The following is a 16,574-nucleotide window of genomic DNA, read 5'->3' on the forward strand; positions in this document are numbered from 1 at the left end:
GGCCGGGGTGGGAGCCGCGCCGGCGGCCGGGGCGGCCGCAGGTGCGGCCGGGGCAGGTGCGGCGGCCGCCCGGCGCCGCAGGTAGAGGTTGTTGAGGACGAGGGCGGACGCGGTGAACAGCGCGCCGACCACCTGCATGCCGGCCGGGATCACACCGGTCAGCGCGGAGATGGTGAAGGCGGTGATCGGGACGACGTCCATGAACAGCACGCCGTTGAGCGGGCCGAGGTTGCGGTTGCCGATGTTCCAGGCGAGGACGCCGCCGAAGCCGGCGATCAGGCTCATGTAGGCGAGCTCGGGCAGGATCGTGACGACCGCGCCGCCGGTGGGCACCGCGACCGCGCCGGTGGCGAGCAGCACGGCGGTGATGACCACGGCGCTGCCGAGGCCCAGCACGGTGGTGACGGTCGTGTACTTGATGGGCGACCAGCTCGGGAAGTAGGTCGCACCGGAGGTGTAGATCACCCAGCAGAGCGCGGCGAAGAGCAGCAGGGCGTCGGCGCCGAAGTTCTGCGGGGTGTTGACGAGCGCGGCCAGGTCGCCCTTGGTGACGACGAGGATCACACCGACGAAGGACAGTCCGATGAAGGCGAAGGACCACTTGGGCGGCACGACCTTGCGCAGCACCCAGTTCACCAGGAAGCCCATCATCGGCATGGTGGCCATCATGATCGAGGCGATCAGCGCGCCCTGCTCGCCGATCAGGTCCTGGCCGAAGAAGACCAGGAACTGGAAGCCGGCGAAGCCGGCGGTGCCGAACAGCCAGGCCAGGCCGACCCGCTCGCCCTTGAGGCGCAGCCCGGCGGCGCCCTCCCGGGCCCGCAGGACGAGCACGAAGATCAGGCCGGCGATCCCGTAGCGCAGGCAGGTGAAGGTGAAGGGGTCGATGTGCTTCAGCGTCACGTCCATGAGGGGGAACATGGCCCCCCACGAGAGCGTGGCCGCGAGGCACAGCAGGACCCCTCGGGCGTACTTCTTCTGGTCGTTCACAGTTCTCCTGTCAGGGAGTCGGGGTGAGGTGGGGCGGCACGCAGGACGGCGGTCATGCCGTCGTCAGCTCCATGCGGTCGGCCTCCGAGGCCGCGTTCTCCTGCCCGATCAGGTCGAGGACGGTCGACAGCAGCTGCGCCGTGCGCACCTTGCCGGTCGGGCTGTACGGGATCTCGGGGACGGTCACGACGCGCGCGGGCAGCTGCGGTGCGCGGCGCAGGCACGCGGCGAGGACGGCACGGGAGCCGCTCGCCTCGCGCTCGGGGGAGATGGGGGCGAAGGCGGCGACCAGCGTCTGGCCCTCGTCGGGGAGGTCGACCTTGAGGACGGCGGTCTCCCGGACGCACGGGAGGCCGGTGAGCTCGTCCTCGAGGGCGAAGATGTTGACGTCCAGCGGATGCCGGCCGTCGGCCTTGGTGACACCGTCGTTGCGGGCGCTCAGCTCGATCCGGCCGCCCTCGTCCATGACGCCGCTGTCGCCGGTGAGCAGGTACTTCTGGGTGCGGCCGGCGTGCTCGATCATCAGGAAGTCGGGCTCGGCGGAGGCGTAGCTGTCCATCAGCTGGTAGCTGGCGATGGCGATCCGGCCGAGCCGGCCCTTCGGCAGCGGGCGGTGCTCCGGGTCGAGGACGAGGATGGTGCTGCCGGGCATCGGGCGGCCGGAGCGGGCCGGGGCGACGTGCAGCTCCTCGGGGCCGATCATGGTGTTGAGGCCGGTCTCGGTGGTGCCGTAGTACAGGTGCAGGACGGGGCCGAGGCGGTCCCAGGTCTGGTTGATGACCCAGCGATTGAGGTGGCGGCCGCCGGACAGCAGGAAGCGCAGCCGCGAGGTCCTGTGCAGGTGCTCGGAGGCCGGGTGCGAGACCAGCCGGTTGAGCACCGGGGGCACCATCAGGGTGGTGGAGACGCCCTCGGCGACGATCAGCTCGGCCATCTTCTCCGCGTCCTCGTACGGGCTGAGCACGACCGTGCCGCCGAGCGAGAGGAAGATCCGGGCCCAGCCGGGGCCGGAGGAGTGGTAGAGCGGGACGGTGACCATGTGGACGTCGTCCTCGTCGAAGGAGTACTGGTCCACCAGGTCGGAGAGCCGGCGCGCCTCGAACGAGGAGTTGCGGATGACCAGCTTCGGGATGCCGCTGGTGCCGGAGGTGAAGGAGAACGCGGTGAACGGCTGCTCGACCGGGGTGGTCGGGGCCGGCTCGTAGGCGGCGAGTGCCTGGAAGCAGACGGCGCCGGGCGAGGCCGGGCCGGTGTCGTAGTCGTCGTTCTCGGGGCCGGCGAGGTGGATGCTGAGCACGTCGCGCTCGCCCGGCCAGCCGGACCGCGCCAGCAGCGGGCGGCGCAGCGGGGTGCTGATGAGCACGGTCGGCTGCAGCTGCTCCAGGGCGCCGGCGGTGGCCTCGGGGGTGGTCGTGTAGTCGAGGCCTATGCAGGGCACGCCGAGGGTGGCGCAGGCGGCCATCACGACCACCAGCTCCCAGCTGTTGCAGGACATGAAGGCGGCGCGGGCGGGGCGCTCGGCGGGCAGGTGGTCGGCGAGGCCGGTGGCCACCCGGGCGACCTGCTCCGCGAGTTCGGCCCAGGTGAGCCGGAAGTCGCGGTCCACCACGGCCACGTGGTCGGGGCGCCGCGCGGCGTGCTTGCGGATGTCGTCCAGCTTGATCATGCGTTACTCCGATGCTGCGGTGGTGGCGGACGCCGTCTCGGGGGCCCGGGCGGCGGCGGGTTGCGGCTGGTAGAGCGTGTAGATCTCGCTGCCGCTGGCGCGCAGCGCCCGGATCTCGGCGCGGGTCGCGTCGCAGAGCTTCTCGCCGGGCACGGTGATGGGGATGCCGGGCGGGTAGGCGATGATGAAGTGGTCGGCGCTGTCCTCGTGGAGGGCCGCGGATGTGGTGCGGTAGGTGCGCTGGATGACCCGCAGTGCCTCCAGCAGGCGGAGCAGGGTGCCCTCGTCGACGCCGATGTGGACGTGGAAGAGGACGGCGCCGCCGCTCTCCCGGGCCACGTAGAGGGCGTACTCGTCGAAGAGGATGCGGCGGAAGTCGGCGGCGGTGATGCCGAGGGCGCGGATGTCGACCAGGACGCGGGTGGGGTCGTCGGAGACCAGCATGGCCGGGTCGGTGAGGTGGCCCTCGGGGCCGAGGGTGCGGTAGGCGGAGAGCCGCGGGTCGGTGGCGATCTCGGTGCGCAGGGTGCGGGCGAGCATCAGCGACCGCTCCAGCAGCGCCTCGCCCTCGTGCTCGGCCTGCAGCCGGGCGAGGTCGAGGCTGGCCAGCACGGGGAAGCTGGGCGAGGTGGTGTGGTGCTGGAAGAGCGCCTGCGCGGTCCGCTCCTGCGCCTCCCGATCGCCCACGAGGTGCAGGTACGACCCCTGCCGCAGCGCGGACATCGACTTGTGCGCGGAGTGCGTGACGGCGACCGTCATCGGCAGTGACGGGTCGTCGGCCCGCAGCTGCTCGACGGCGGCGAGGGCGGTGAGCGGCCGCAGGTGCGGATGGAAGCGGTGGATGGCGCCCCACGCCTCGTCGACCAGGACGTTGACGGTCGGGTGGATCCGGGACATCTCGGCGAGCAGCGTCGGCAGGTCGTAGCGGACGCCGTCGTAGGAGACGGCGGAGAGCACGACGGTGTCGTAGGGGCGGCCCTCCGCGGCGGCCTCGGCGAAGCTGTGCAGCAGCAGCGGCAGGTCGGCGAAGGTGCGCGGGCAGGTGTCGCAGCAGCGCCGCATGGGGGCGTAGTCGACGTCGACGGTGAGCGAGCCGAGGGCGAAGTGCACGGACTGGTGGCAGCTGCGGTCGGCGAGCACCCGGCCGCCGGGGCGGGTGAGGGCGGCGAGGGCGACCCGGTTGGCGGTCGAGGTGCCGGCGGAGAGGAAGAGCGTGGTGTCGGCGCCGAAGGTCCGGGCGGCCAGCCGCTGGGCCTCGCGCAGCGGGCCGTGCGGACGGAAGAACGAGTCGAGCATGGTGCCGCTGTAGGACACGTCGGCGGCCAGCTGCGCCTGCCCGAACAGGGCCTCGTACACGGCCTTGGTCCGGGAGTTGAGGATGGACCGGCCGTGCGAGAGGGGCAGGGCGTGGAAGGACGCGATGTCGCGTCTGGCGACGCGCAGGACGGCATCGGCGAGCGGGGTGGCGCTCGGCTCCGGGGGGCCGAGCTCCGACGCGGCCTGCGGGACGGCTTCCGGCCCGAGGGCGGTGCTGCTGGCTGGGGTCATGGGTGTGCACTCCAGAGGGGTATCGGAGCACCCGGGAGAGGGCGTGGGCTGAGTGCCTCGCCCTCCATGAAATAAAACCTTCGCGCCGGTATCAAATCTCATCGGGAATTGTGATGGCTGCGCGAAGTTCCCACAAGGCGCGTCGGGCCGGCGCGCGGTGTACGGATGGGACGCCAGAGGCCGCCGAGGGCAGGCGTGGCGGATCCACGCGCCCCGGCCGCCGATTCACGCACTTCGTAACACCCAGACGCGCACAACCCGAGCCGGATCACGGCCATCGGCACCGCCCGGCACGGCTCGTTCCGGCACGGAGGAGTTGACGGAGCGGCAAAGGTTCGCACCGTAAGTACGATGATCTACCTAGAAGGCGAGGCGGGCGGCGTTCCGCTTCGAAGTTTCCGACCGTTCGGTCGGATTCTGCCGCGGGGAGCGGCCGTTGCCCGGCGGCACCGGCGGCGACCTCTTGGGGCAGGTCCTGCGGCACGTCCCACGACATGGACGAGTACGGGCACACCACGGTCGTGGCCGACCTGCCCGACGTCCCCATGGCCCGGTTCGCCGGCCGGCGGCTCCTCACGGCCCGATCGGTCCGCCGCCCGTACGAGCACCTCGGCTTCGACCTCCGCCCCGCCCTCCACTTCGGGTCCGGAAGCATCCGCGTCCTCACCCCCGCGGACCAACTCGTTCTGACCGGCGGGCCGATCCCGGGTGAGTCCGCCCGCGCCCCCGCACGCACGGACGGACCGAATCCCGGCTCCGGGCGGGCCGCGGTGCTCAGGGCAGGAGGACGGCCTTCCCGTGGTTGCGGTGGGCCTCCAGGTCGGCGTGGGCGCGGGCCGCCTCGGCCAGCGGGTAGGTCCGCCAGATCGGGACGGTGAGCTTCCCCTGGGCGGCCAGGTGGGCCAGCTCGGGCACGGACTCCTCGCCCTGGCCGGAGGTGCCCGCACTGAAGCGCACGCCGTGCTGCGCGGCGGCCATGTCGGCGATCGTGAGGACGTGGTCGGCGTCGCCGACCATCGCCACCGAGTCGGCGAGCACGCCGGCACCGGAGGCGTCGAGGACGGCGTCGACCCCCTGCGGGGCCGCGGCCCTCACCCGCTCCACCCAACCGTCGCCGTAGCGGACGGCGGTCGCGCCCAGGGCGGTGACGCGTGCGATGTCGTGCTCGCCGGCCGTGCCCACCACGGTGATGCCGCGGGCGGCGGCCAGCTGCGCCGCGATGATCCCGACGCTGCCGCCGGCGCCGTGGACCAGCAGGGTCTGCCCCTCCCGGACCCCGAGCTCCTCGAGCACCCGGTGCGCCGTCCGGCCGACCGTCACCAGCGAGGCGGCGGCCTCCCAGGACAGTGCGGGGGGCTTGGCCACCGGCCGGTCCAGCAGGGCGTACTCGGCGTAGCTGCCGCCGGCCGTGGAGCCGAGGACCTCGTCCCCCACCGCCGCGCCGGCGTTCTCGCCGACCGCGTCGACGACGCCGGCCGCGTCCAGTCCGGGCACCACGGGAAAGGCGGCGGGGGCGACGGCGGCCATCAGACCGGACCGGACCTTCAGGTCGAACGGGTTCACCGAGGCGGCCCGCACCCGGATCCGGACCTGGCCCGGTCCGGGCTCCGGCGGGTCGACCTCCGACAGCCGCAGCACCTCTGGTGCACCGTACTCGGAGAAGGTGATCGCTTGGGACATCGGGAACTCCCGGGGAGAGGGGTGGACGGGACCGCAGGCGCCCCGACCCACTCTGCGGCGCCCCGAGTGGAACCGCCGCTCGGGAGCCGGTCCGCGCCGGACGCGCGAAGAACACACGCGGCCCCTGGTGTCGGGCGCGGAGACCGGGAAGACTCGCCCCCATGGTCTCGGTGGTGCAGAACGTGGCGATCGACTGTGCGGATGCCTACGGGCTGGCGCGGTTCTGGAGCAGGGTGACCGGCTGCCCGCTGGATCCGCAGGACGGGCCGGGTGATCCGGAAGTCCGGGTAATGCTGGCGGAGGGCCCGGTCCTGTACTTCAACCAGGTGCCCGAGGCCAGGACGGTCAAGAACCGGATCCATCTGTGCCTGCGCCCGGAGACCTCACGCGAACAGGAGGTGGACCGACTGCTGGGCCTCGGCGCCACCCTGGTCACCGATCGACGGAATCCCGACGGCTCCGGCTGGGCGGTCCTCGCCGATCCCGAGGGCAACGAGTTCTGCGTCCTGCGCAGCGAGTCCGACCGGGCCGCCGTGCCCTCCTGACGCCGCCGAGGCCGTCCCGCGGACACGGATACGGACACGGATACGGACACTACGGACGCAGACACAGATGCAGACGCGCGCACGGGCGCGGGCGCAACCGCGGACACCGTCAGAACAGGACGGCGCAGCCGCGGTCGCGGAGGGCCGGCAGCCAGTCCGGCAGGATCTCCGGCTTCGTCCAGCGCAGGTCGAGCTTCTCCAGGGCGGGCAGGTCGGCGATCGCGGCGGGCAGCTCGGTGATCCGGGTGGCCCGCAGATCGAGGTGCCGCAGCCGGGTGAGCCCGGCCACGGACTCCGGCAGCCTCCGCAGCGGGTTGTTCCGCAGGTCGAGGACGCGGAGTTCCGCCAACCCGCCGATGCCGGCCGGCAGTTCGGTGAGCCGGTTGTCGGCGAGGTGCAGCTCGCGCAGCGCGTGCAGTCGGCCGATGCTGTCCGGCAGCGCCGCCAACCGGTTGCGGTAGAGGCGCAGTTCGCGCAGGCTCGCCAGCCCGCCGATGGCGGCGGGCAGCTCGGTGAGCCGGTTGTCGGTGAGGTTGAGGTAGCCGAGCCGGTCGAGGCGGCCGAGGCTCTCGGGGACGGCGGTGAACCCGTTGTCGCTGAGGTAGAGGAAGTCGGTGAGTCCGGTCAGTTCGCCGATGGCCGCGGGGATGTGGTCGAGGCGGTTGTGCCCGAGGTCGAGCATCCGCAGCCGGCCGAACGCCCCGATGCCGTCGGGCACTCCGGTGAGCCGGTTCTCGGCGAGGTTCAGCGAGTGCAGGCCGGTCAGCCGCCAGAGGGTGTCCGGCACGTCGGAGAGGCCGTTGCCGCCGAGGCTCAGGTGGCGCAGGGCCGGCGCGTCGCCGAGTTCGGGCGGTACGGCGCCGATCCGGTTGCCGTACAGCAGCAGGGTGTGCAGGGCGGGCAGCGCGGCGACCGCCGACGGCAGGTCGACGAGCCGGTTGCCGTCCAGGTCGATCAGCCGCAGCCCGGGGTACGAGGCGATGTCGGCGGGCCAGCGGGTGAGATCGGCGTGCGGTGCGCGCAGGGCGGTGGGGGTGCCGTCCGCGTCACGGCGGAGGGCACCGGCCGGGAGGGTCACGGGAGCCGCCTTTCGGATCCGGGTGCGGTCGGACGCGTTGCTCAACTGCGGTTCAGCGATCGGGTCACGCCGGCCAGGGTGGCGGTGGTGAGCAGCCAGCCGGCGGCGATGAGGGCGTAGCCGAGCCACTGGTGCAGGCCCGTCCAGTACCAGGCGGTGCGCTGGCCGAAGCCGCCGATGGGTATCAGCAGGTCGATGGTGTAGATCAGCGCGTTGAACGGCGCCCCCTGCCCGGCCTGGACGGGGGTGGGCGCGCCGTGGCTGAACGCCGCGGTGCCGGCGGCGATCAGCGCGGCCAGCCAGACCGCGGCCTGCCAGGGGCGGTAGCCGTAGCCGACGGTCGCATCGAGCAGGCGTCCCCAGGCCCGGCCGAGCACCCCGAGGGTGCGTCGGCGGCGGCGCTGCTTGGCCAGCAGCACCCGGCGGGCGTCGTCGTCGTGGCCGATCCGCCGGTACCAGGCGGCGAGTTGCTCGTACGGCTGCGGGGTGTAGCCGGGGATGCGCTCCAGCCAGGCGAGGCGGTCGGCGAGGCCGGTGGCGCCCTGCAGAGAGGTGTAGCCGAGTCCGTCGAGACGCGTGTCGGCGCTGCGCGCAGCGGAGTTGTCGTACAGGACGGCGACCTGGGCGGCGCTCAGGTCGACCGCGCCCTCGGGCGTGGCGGCGGGGGTGAGGTGGAGATCGCCCGCGCTCAGGCGGGCGGCGTCCAGGGCGGTGCTGCCGTCGCCGTGCAGATGGGCGCCGTCCAGCGAGAGGCGGCTGCGGACGGTCGCTCCTGGGAGCCTCAGTACGCCGCGGGCGGTGAACCCGTCGGTGAGGATCATGGTGGAGGCGGTGAGGTCGTCACCGGAGAACGCCTCGCCACCCGGGTTGTCGAGCTGCGCGCCCTCCATGAACAGCCCGCCCCCGAAGGTGGCCCCGACCAGGCGCAGCCCGCCGCGAGAGCGGAATCCCTTCCGGGCGAAGCAGCCGCCCTCCATGACCAGTCCGCCGGCCCAGAGCGACCAGGCCGGCGGGGGACGCTCCCCCGGCGCATCGGGCGCCAGCAGCTCGGACGCGGTCAACCGGACTCCGCTGAGCCGGAGTTCACCGGTGATGTGGGCGCGGGTGAGGGTGAGCCGGCCCTCGATGACCGAGTCCTCGAAGAACAGGTTGCCGTCGACCCGTAGCAGCCAGCCGTCCAGGCCCGGCAGGCGGCAGCCGAGGAAGGACGTCGAGCGCATGGTCGCCCCGCGCAGCAGCACCCGCTGCTCGAAGGTGCAGTCCCGCAGCTGCACCGGCAGCTCGACGGCGGCCCCGGTGAGGTCCAGCTGTCCGGTGACGGTGGCTCCGACGAGCCGCAGCCCACCGACCCGCCCCCGGACGGCGGCCGGTCCCCCGCCCAGCAGCAGCGCAGCCACCACCTCGGCCCGGACGGCCGTGTCCGCCGCGCCCCGCAGGTCCAGTTCCTCCCCGCGCGGGAACGCCTCCCACAGTCGCCGCTCCGCCTCGCCCAGCTCCTCGTACGCCGGCACCCGCCACTCCCCCACCCGATTGACACCGGGTCAGGAGCGTAGTGGACGGCGGGCGCGGCACCGGGGGCGAGGTTCAGGTCTGTCCGCCGACCAGCCGTTCGCGGAGTTCCTCGGCCTTGCAGAGCCCTCGCTCGGCGGACCAGGGGATGTCCTCGGTAAGCTCGCGGAGCAGCGCGACCGCCTCGTCGAGCGCGGTCAGGGCATCGGCCGACTCCGCAGCCGTGCCGGCCGCCACCCGGGCGGCAGCGAAGCAGTACAGGACGTCGACGAGTTCCAACACGTGGGCCCTCGGGTCGAGCGCGACGAGCATCCGGGCGATCGGCACCGCCTCGCCGGTCAGTCGGAGCCCGTCCTCGAACCGGCCGACCTCCGCGAGCCGCAGACCCTGTTGGCCGGTCACACGGGCAAGACCGCTGGCGACAGCCTCGGGATCGAGTTCGGCCAGCCGCTGACTGATGGCGAGGGCCTCGGTGGCGGCTTCGAGGGCCCGCTCCGGCTCCGCGGGATCCAGACCGAGGCAGGTGCCCGCCATCGAGAGACAGGTGGCCAGCAGCGCACCGTAACCCGCCTCCCCGGCCTCGGCGAGGGGGCGGCAGAGCGCCACCGCGCGCTCCAGGTGGGGCAGTGCCTCCTCGCGCCGCTCCAGGTCGACCAGCACCGATCCGGCGGCGAGTCCGGCCACCAACCGACCCAGGGTCCGCAACGGGTCGCTCTCGGACACACGTTCCGCCCTGACGACCGATGCCCTGACGAACTCCTCGGCCTCGTCTTGGCGGCCCAGCATGAGCAGGAGGATCCCGCGGGTCCGCTGGGCCAGGTCCAGGGCCGATTCGTGGGGGGCCGCCTCGTCGGCCGTCAGGCGCCCTCGCTGGTCATCGGCCTGTTCCAGGACGGCCAGTGCTTCGGCCGGCCGCAGCCGTGTCAGCAGGACCTCGGCGAGCCAGCCCAACTCGGCGACGACGCCCACTCTCTCGGCCGCGCCACCGCGCTCGGCGATCCGGCGGCGCACTGCGACTGCCTCACGTGCCGCCGTCTCGGCCTCGCCGTACCGCGCCAGCCTCGGCAGCAGGTTCCTCAGCTGTGCCAGTGCGGCCGCCAACCGGCCGTCGAAGCGGTCCGGATCGTCCTGTGCGAGTTCCCGCAGCAATTCTGCGGCCTCCGCCGCGGCTTCGGCGGCCTCGGTCCGCCTCCCTGCGCAGAAGGCGAACGCGCCGAGCAGCTCGAGCATGCCGACCACCTCGGACGGCCCTCTCGAGGAGGGCGAACCGGCATTCCTGCGGGCCAGACGCACGGCCCTGCGCATCGTTGCGACGGCCTCGCCCGGTCGCCCGAGCGCGTCGAGACACATGGCACGGCCGATCAGCAGCTCTTCGACCACCGGGTAGAGCGCTTCGGTGGACCCGGCGTAGCACGCGAGCGCCGCGTCGAGCAGCTCCAGCGCCTCCTCCGCCCGATCCGCTCCTACGAGCATGCAGCGGAGGTTCCGCAGGAGGCCCGCGAAGTTCGGAGCGATCGTGCGGGGCTGTGTCCTGGTGAGCTCGTGATAGGCGGCCACCGCTTCCAAGGCGGTGTCCAGTGCCGCCTCCGGCTGTCGGTCGGCGTCCAGACAGGTCGCCAGCGTGGCAAGAATCATCGCCCGGGACGCCGCGAAGACGCCGGGGTGCTCCTCGTGCAGCTGGGTGTAGATGCGTGCGGCCTCCCGGGCCGCCGCCACCGCTCCTGCCGTGTCTCCGGCGTCCCCGCACTGGTTCGCGAGGGTGTTGAGGGACATGGCCAGCTCGTCCCGGTGGCCGTCTCGCTGCGCGACGACCTCCCGATAGAGGACGACGGCCCGTGCTGCGGCCTCCACGGCCTCCTCGACCTGTCCGAGCTCGCCCAGGTCGGTCGCGAGGGAGTTCAGCGCCAGAGCGAGTGAGGGCCTGTACATGTCGGGGAGTTCCCGGTACAGGCGCTCGCGGATCCCGATCGCCCGCCGGGTCAGCAGCAACCCCCTGCGCCGGTCGCCCAGGCGACCGTGGCAGTCGGCCAGTGTGCTCAGGGCCATGGCCATGTCGGGGGCGTAGGCGTCCGGATGCCGCTCGGACAGCGGCTCGCACAGTGCCACGGCCTCGGCGGCCGAGTCGAGGGCGTCGCGGAAGTGGCCGACGGCGTTCAAGCGGATCGCGAGGTTGTTCAGGCGCAGCACGAGATCGCCCACGGCGCCGGGCGCCCCGGCCAGGACCAGCCTGCGCTGGACGGCCACCGCGTCGGTCATGGTCTCCAGCGCCTCGGTGTGGTGGCCGAGGTCGCTCTGGGCCGACGACAGGACGCCGAGCGCGGTGACCAGTTGGTCGTGGACGCTGTCCGGGACGCGATCGCTCGCCGCCGCGGCTCGGAAGTGCGCGACCGCCTCGCCGGCCGGCGGGAGTGCCTCGCTGCGCCTGCCCACTGCTCCGAGGCACCCGGACTTGTTGGTCAGCGCGGCCGCCAGGGGCACCCGTACCGTCTCATGGTGGGTCGTCAGCAGGGGTTCGAGCAGTTCCACAGCCTTCTCGGCGGCAGCGAGCGCCTCCGCGGGCCTGCCCGCATCGGTGAGACGGCCGGCCAGACGCCGATGCTCGATGCCCAGCGCGATCCCGTCCTCGGCACTGCCGGTCCCGGTGGCCGTACGCAGCCGGATCATCCGTTCGGTCAGATTGAGCGCCCATGGCACGAGCACGTGCGAACTGCGCGGCAGGTGGGCCGTGAGGGTCTCGAGGGCCGCGAGCGAAGTCTCCGGAGAATCAACGCGCCGCTGCAGGGCGTCGATCAGCGGCTGCGGCCGCTCCACCTGGGTGGCCACCTCCATCATGGCCGTCCCGAGGCTGCCGGCATGGCGGGTGCAGACCTCGGCGATCAGGCCGTCGAGGCTGCCGAGCAACGGCGGGTGGGCCGCGGCACGGGAGAGCACCGTGAGCGCCCGGACGGCCATCCGGCCGGGCTCCGCCTCGGCCAGCAGACTGTCGACGAACTCGGGGTCGGACAGGACGTGCCGGCCGACGAAGCGCTCGGCGAGCCGATCGGGCTGCAGGACCTCCCAGGGATCGCCGGCGGGCACCGGGTAGACGGCCTCGACCCATTCGCGGACCTGCCTGATCTCGTGCGCCCGCAAGTCGGCGAGGACGGGTGAGCGGCGCAGCAGCGCCTCGCGTTCCCGCCCGCGCAGCGGGATCCCGCCGATCAGCGCGACCGTGGCCAGCGCGTCGGCCGGTGCGCTCCCCCTGCCGAGTCCGTCCGGAAGCGGTCGCTCGCGTTCGACCTGGGCCCAGTACAGCCACTCGTGTTCGAGGATGCGGTCCTCGGCGTCCTCGTCGGTCTCCCACGCCGGTTCCCCGGCCGTGACTCCTGCGTCCAGCAGGTCGGCCAGGGCCGTCATGTGCAGGGTCAGGACGTTGCCCGATGCCAACGCCGCGGGGCGCGGGGCGGGCAGTGCCTCGGCGCGGGCGCACCACGTCTCCTCCTCCGGCACGTCCTCGGGGTCGGTCAGCCGTCCGGCGAAGGCGGTCAACGCCTGCCGGTACAGGAGGGCGCGCGTCGCCCGGTCGGGCGCGAGCGCGGGAAGTTCGTCGACGGCGGCCCGGAGCAGGGGGGCGCATCCGGGGGCCGTCTTCGCGTGCTGCCACCAGCCGCCGGCGGTACGGGCCAGGAGGAGCACCTTGAGGGGGACGCTCCCGCGGTGGGAGCGACCGGCCTCCAGCAGGCCCGACAGCTGGTCGAGTCGCGCCTCGGCGTAGTCGAGCACCACCAGCACGGGCTTCGCGGTGTCCTGCAGCTCTGCCAGTTCCTCCGGCGAGGCGGCCGGGTCCGGCCAGAGCACCGTCCACCGGGGGTCGTCCTCCTGGAGTGCTTCCGCGAGGCGGGCGGCCAGCCTCGTCTTGCCCTGGCCGCCGGACCCGTGCAGCAGTCGGACACCGAAGCCGGTCGGCTCGCACCACTGCTTGAGCCGTCCGAGGATCTCCTCGCGGCCGTGGAAGCCGACCACCTCCCGGCCGGCCTGCAGCAGGGCGGCGGGTGGCAGCGGCCCGATCGTCGGCCCGGGGGCGTCGGTGCGCCGCAGCCGGTCGAACTCCGACTGGCCGAGGGTGGAGGAGTCGGCCCCGTGGTCCTCCAGGGCCTTCAGGAAGCTCTTGTCCGCGTGCAGCACGTAGGCCGGGACGACCTCCAGCAGGCCGTGGCCGAACTCGGGGGCCTCCGCCTTGACGACGCCGACGAGCAGTCCGCCGCTCGTCACGGCCGCGCCGGACAGTCCGGCCCACGGCAGTTCGCCCTCACCGCCGCCGGGGAGCACCGGATGGTCGGTGAGGGCGAGAAAGTAGCGGTTCCCGACGTAGCCGGTGCCCGGGTTGACGGTGCCGACCAGTTGCATGGGCTCGACGGGGACGCGCGGTTGCCCCGGCCGGCCCGGGATCTGGATGGCGTGCGGAACACCCCAGGTCTCACACTGCTGCCCGGGGCGCATCGTCGCCATCCGCCCCCACGACTCGGCCCGGCCCGGCGGCTCCTGCCACGAGGGGTCATCGATGTGCAGCAGGGCCGCGTCGTCACGGCCCTCGGGCGTGCCGCGCCAGACCACGCGCGCGTCGTGGTGCGGTTGGTGGCCCGGCCGCCACACCCGCACGGTGTGCCCCACCGGGCCTACGCCGTGGGCGGAGGCGAGCACGAGGCGCGGACCGATCGCGTACCCGCTGCTCCTGCTCCTGCCGTTCTGTACCGCGACCAGACGTGACTCGTCCATCGGTTCCCCCTCGGGTGCTCGACCGTGCTGCGGCGGGTACGCCGGGAGCCGGTCAGTGCGCGATGCGGTCCGAGACGTCCTCGGCGTCGTCGCCGTCCACGTGGTCGTCGATGGTCCAGCTGCGTCGTGCTGTCGAGCCGTCGGCGGCCGGCGGGGAGTCCGCAGGCCCGGCGGCTCGCGGGGTCAGCGTGAACGCCACCCGGTGGGTGCGGCCGCGCGACACTCCGGCCTCGGCCTCGGCGGAGACGACCCAGGCCTTGAACTTGCCGCCCGCCTTGGCCTCGGCGCGGAGCTCGATCTCGAACTCCATCTCGATCGGGCCGACCTCGAAGGAGAGCGGCTGGCCCTCTCCCCGGGAGGCCGCCTCCAGCAGTTCCTCGCGCACGGCGTCGACCGCATCGGCCAGACCGATCTCCATACCCCACCCCCAGGGTCCGCGGGCGCACCTGGCGCCCGTTCGACTGGCCGTCAGGCTAGCGGCCCGAGGCGCCGTGCAGATGTCACTTGGCGGAGTTGGCCGTGCCCGTGGTAGGGCGTCAGCCCGCGGCGATCTCCTCGACGGCGGTGCGGGCCAGGTCGGCGTCGGCGGGTACGAGGCCGATGCGGGTGCGGCGGTGCAGGACGTCCTCGGTGTCGAGGGCGCCCTCGTGGGTGAGGGCGTAGGCGATCTCGGCGCGGGTGACGTCGATGCCCTCGGCCACCGTCTCCAGCGGCCGGGCAACGTCGGCGGCGGCCACCTCCGCGGAGAGGCCGCCGTGGCGGGCGACCAGCGAGGCGGGGAGGCCGCCGGTGGGACGGCTGTCGCTGCGGCCGGGGGCGCCGACCAGGGGCAGGCGACGGGTCAGGCAGGGGCCGGCGGACAGTCCGCGGAGCCGGACGGCGGCGTCGACGGCGTCCTCGGCCATCCGGCGATAGGTGGTCAGTTTGCCGCCGACGACGGTGATGACGCCGTTCGGCGAGTCGAGCACGGCGTGCTTGCGGGAGAGGTCGGCGGTGGCGCCGCCGCCGGTGTCGATGAGCGGTCGCAGGCCGGCGAAGGCGCCGCGGACGTCCTCGCGGGTGAGGGAGGTCTGCAGCGCGGTGTTCACGGTGTCGAGCAGGAAGGCGATCTCGGTGCCGGTCGGCTGCGGCTCGTCCGGGATCGGCCCGGGAGCGTCCTCGTCGGTGAGGCCGACGGCGATCCGGCCGAGTTGCTGGGGCAGCGCGAAGACGAAGCGGCTGGTGGAGCCGGGCACCGGCACGGTGAGGGCGGCGCGCGGGTGGCCGAGGGCGGCCGCGTCCAGCACCAGGTGGGTGCCGCGGCTGGGCCGCAGCCGGACGGCGTCGTCGACCTCGCCCGCCCAGACGCCGGCGGCGTTGACGACGGCGCGGGCGGTCACGGTGAGGGTCTCGCCGGTGAGCGTGTCGGTGAGCCGGGCCGAGGTGCCGGTGACGAGGTCGGCGCGGACCCGGGTGAGGACGGTCGCCCCGTGGTGCGCGGCCGTCCGTGCGACGGCCACCACCAGCCGGGCGTCGTCGACGAGTTGGCCGTCGTGGGCGACGAGCGCACCGCTCAGGCCGGTGGTGCGGACGCCGGGCACCAGCCGGACGGTCTCCTCCGCGCCGATCCGCCGCACCCGGGGCAGCACCGCGGCGGGCGTGCCGGCCACGGCGCGCAGCGCGTCGCCGGCCAGGAAGCCGACCCGGACGAGCCCGGCCTGGCCGCGGCCGACGGAGGGCAGCAGCGGGACGAGCTGCGGCAGTGCGCGCACCAGGTGCGGGGCCGTCCGGGTCATCAGGATGCCGCGCTCGACGGCGCTCTCGCGGGCGACGCCGATCCGGCCGGAGGCGAGGTAGCGCAGGCCGCCGTGGACGAGCTTGGAGCTCCAGCGGCTGGTGCCGAAGGCGAGGTCGCGGGACTCGACCAGCACGGTGCGCAGCCCGCGGGCGGCCGAGTCGAGGGCGATGCCGACCCCGGTGACGCCGCCGCCGACGACCAGCAGGTCGATGTCCGGCTCGTCGCCGAGGGCGGCGAGTTCGGCCGTCCGGCGGCGAGCGCTGAGGGCGCTGGTTCCGGCGAATCCGGCCGCGGAGGCGGCAGCAGCAGAGGTCACGGCGCGGGGTATCCGTTCGGGTCGGCGGCGGCAGGGGTCAGGGCGCGGAGTGCCGGTGCGGATCTGCGGCGGGCGGATCTGCGGCGGGCGGATCTGCGGCGGTGGGGGGGTCAGGGTGCGAGGTAGCCGTTCAGGGCGCGGGCCAGTTCGCGGCGCCAGGCCTGCTCGGGCAGCAGCTGCGCCACCATGCGGTGCGACTGGACGGTGGACTGGGCGATGAGCAGCACCATGGCGGCCATCTCGGTGGGCTCGCCCGCGCGGATGGAGCCGTGCTGCTGGCCCTGGACGACGGCGGCGCCGATGGCGTCGAGCAGGCCGCGCTGGCTGGTGCCGAGCCGCTCGACGACGTACTCGGTGATCGTGTCGGAGTGCAGCAGGGCGCCGATCACGGGGTGGTCGCGCAGCCGGACGGCGACCTCGACGACGGCGTCCACGAAGGCCTCGCGGTCCTCGCCGGCGAGCACGACCTGCTCCTGGGTGCGGCGGATCTCCCGGGTGAGCAGGGCGCCGATGACCGCGCGGACGTCCGGCCAGCGGCGGTAGACGGTCGGCCTGCTGACCCCGGCGCGGCGCGCGATCTCCGCCAGCTGGGTGCGCTGCACGCCGAGGTGGACGACCAGGTGGGCGGCGGCATCGAGGATCGCGTCGTCGGTGCTCGTCGCCGGCGTGCCGGGCTCTGACCGTTCGGTCTCGTTACTGCTTGACATAAT

At 73.7% G+C, this 16,574-nt stretch carries 11 protein-coding genes; 1 reads left to right on the forward strand and 10 read right to left on the reverse strand.

What is annotated here, in order from left to right:
- From KSNIM_RS04375 to KSNIM_RS04390, 4 genes are all read right to left on the reverse strand, one after another.
- A partial coding sequence (locus tag KSNIM_RS04375; RefSeq protein ID WP_263101886.1) for a DMT family transporter occupies positions 1–990 on the reverse strand: 990 nt, incomplete at its 3' end.
- Positions 991–1,042: 52 nt separating this feature from the next.
- Complete coding sequence (locus tag KSNIM_RS04380) at positions 1,043–2,656, reverse strand: class I adenylate-forming enzyme family protein (RefSeq protein WP_263101887.1); 1,614 nt, start codon at positions 2,654–2,656, stop codon at positions 1,043–1,045.
- A 3-nt stretch (positions 2,657–2,659) separates the two neighbouring features.
- Positions 2,660–4,204, reverse strand: a complete 1,545-nt coding sequence (locus KSNIM_RS04385; RefSeq protein WP_263101888.1) for an arginine decarboxylase — start codon at positions 4,202–4,204, stop codon at positions 2,660–2,662.
- A 774-nt stretch (positions 4,205–4,978) separates the two neighbouring features.
- Positions 4,979–5,884, reverse strand: a complete 906-nt coding sequence (locus KSNIM_RS04390; RefSeq protein ID WP_263101890.1) for an NADP-dependent oxidoreductase — start codon at positions 5,882–5,884, stop codon at positions 4,979–4,981.
- Between the two features lie 161 nt (positions 5,885–6,045).
- On the opposite strand from KSNIM_RS04390, the gene KSNIM_RS04395 reads away from it, so the two are divergent.
- Positions 6,046–6,429: a VOC family protein gene (locus KSNIM_RS04395; RefSeq protein WP_263101891.1), complete on the forward strand. Its 384-nt coding sequence runs from the start codon at positions 6,046–6,048 to the stop codon at positions 6,427–6,429.
- Between the two features lie 109 nt (positions 6,430–6,538).
- Here the strand turns inward: KSNIM_RS04395 and KSNIM_RS04400 are convergent, their stop codons facing one another.
- The 6 genes from KSNIM_RS04400 to KSNIM_RS04425 all read right to left on the reverse strand — a co-directional run bounded on the left by KSNIM_RS04400 (position 6,539) and on the right by KSNIM_RS04425 (position 16,571).
- Positions 6,539–7,507 carry a leucine-rich repeat domain-containing protein gene (locus KSNIM_RS04400; RefSeq protein ID WP_263101893.1) on the reverse strand — a complete coding sequence of 323 codons (969 nt, stop codon included), beginning with the start codon at positions 7,505–7,507 and terminating at the stop codon, positions 6,539–6,541.
- Positions 7,508–7,548: 41 nt separating this feature from the next.
- On the reverse strand, positions 7,549–9,018 hold the full coding sequence (locus KSNIM_RS04405; protein WP_263101894.1) for an oxidoreductase: 1,470 nt from the start codon (positions 9,016–9,018) through the stop codon (positions 7,549–7,551).
- A 73-nt stretch (positions 9,019–9,091) separates the two neighbouring features.
- Entirely contained in the window at positions 9,092–13,771 is a 4,680-nt protein-coding gene (locus KSNIM_RS04410) for a tetratricopeptide repeat protein (protein WP_263101895.1), read from the reverse strand.
- Between the two features lie 52 nt (positions 13,772–13,823).
- Entirely contained in the window at positions 13,824–14,189 is a 366-nt protein-coding gene (locus tag KSNIM_RS04415) for a trypco2 family protein (protein WP_263101896.1), read from the reverse strand.
- 118 nt (positions 14,190–14,307) lie between these two features.
- On the reverse strand, positions 14,308–15,864 hold the full coding sequence (locus KSNIM_RS04420; RefSeq protein WP_263101897.1) for a glycerol-3-phosphate dehydrogenase/oxidase: 1,557 nt from the start codon (positions 15,862–15,864) through the stop codon (positions 14,308–14,310).
- Positions 15,865–15,974: 110 nt separating this feature from the next.
- A complete protein-coding gene (locus KSNIM_RS04425; protein ID WP_263101898.1) occupies positions 15,975–16,571 on the reverse strand; it encodes a TetR/AcrR family transcriptional regulator in 597 nt (198 codons plus the stop codon).
- Positions 16,572–16,574: the final 3 nt, after the last annotated feature.

Origin of the sequence: Kitasatospora sp. DSM 101779 (assembly GCF_025655475.1) — a bacterium.
GTDB lineage: Bacteria > Actinomycetota > Actinomycetes > Streptomycetales > Streptomycetaceae > Kitasatospora.

Coding starts and splice junctions, on each gene's coding strand:
- KSNIM_RS04425 (WP_263101898.1), bottom strand. CDS start 16,571: ATGTCAAGCAGTAACGAGACCGAACGGTCAGAGCCCGGCACGCCGGCG.
- KSNIM_RS04410 (WP_263101895.1), bottom strand. CDS start 13,771: ATGGACGAGTCACGTCTGGTCGCGGTACAGAACGGCAGGAGCAGGAGC.
- KSNIM_RS04415 (WP_263101896.1), bottom strand. CDS start 14,189: ATGGAGATCGGTCTGGCCGATGCGGTCGACGCCGTGCGCGAGGAACTG.
- KSNIM_RS04385 (WP_263101888.1), bottom strand. CDS start 4,204: ATGACCCCAGCCAGCAGCACCGCCCTCGGGCCGGAAGCCGTCCCGCAG.
- KSNIM_RS04390 (WP_263101890.1), bottom strand. CDS start 5,884: ATGTCCCAAGCGATCACCTTCTCCGAGTACGGTGCACCAGAGGTGCTG.
- KSNIM_RS04380 (WP_263101887.1), bottom strand. CDS start 2,656: ATGATCAAGCTGGACGACATCCGCAAGCACGCCGCGCGGCGCCCCGAC.
- KSNIM_RS04395 (WP_263101891.1), top strand. CDS start 6,046: ATGGTCTCGGTGGTGCAGAACGTGGCGATCGACTGTGCGGATGCCTAC.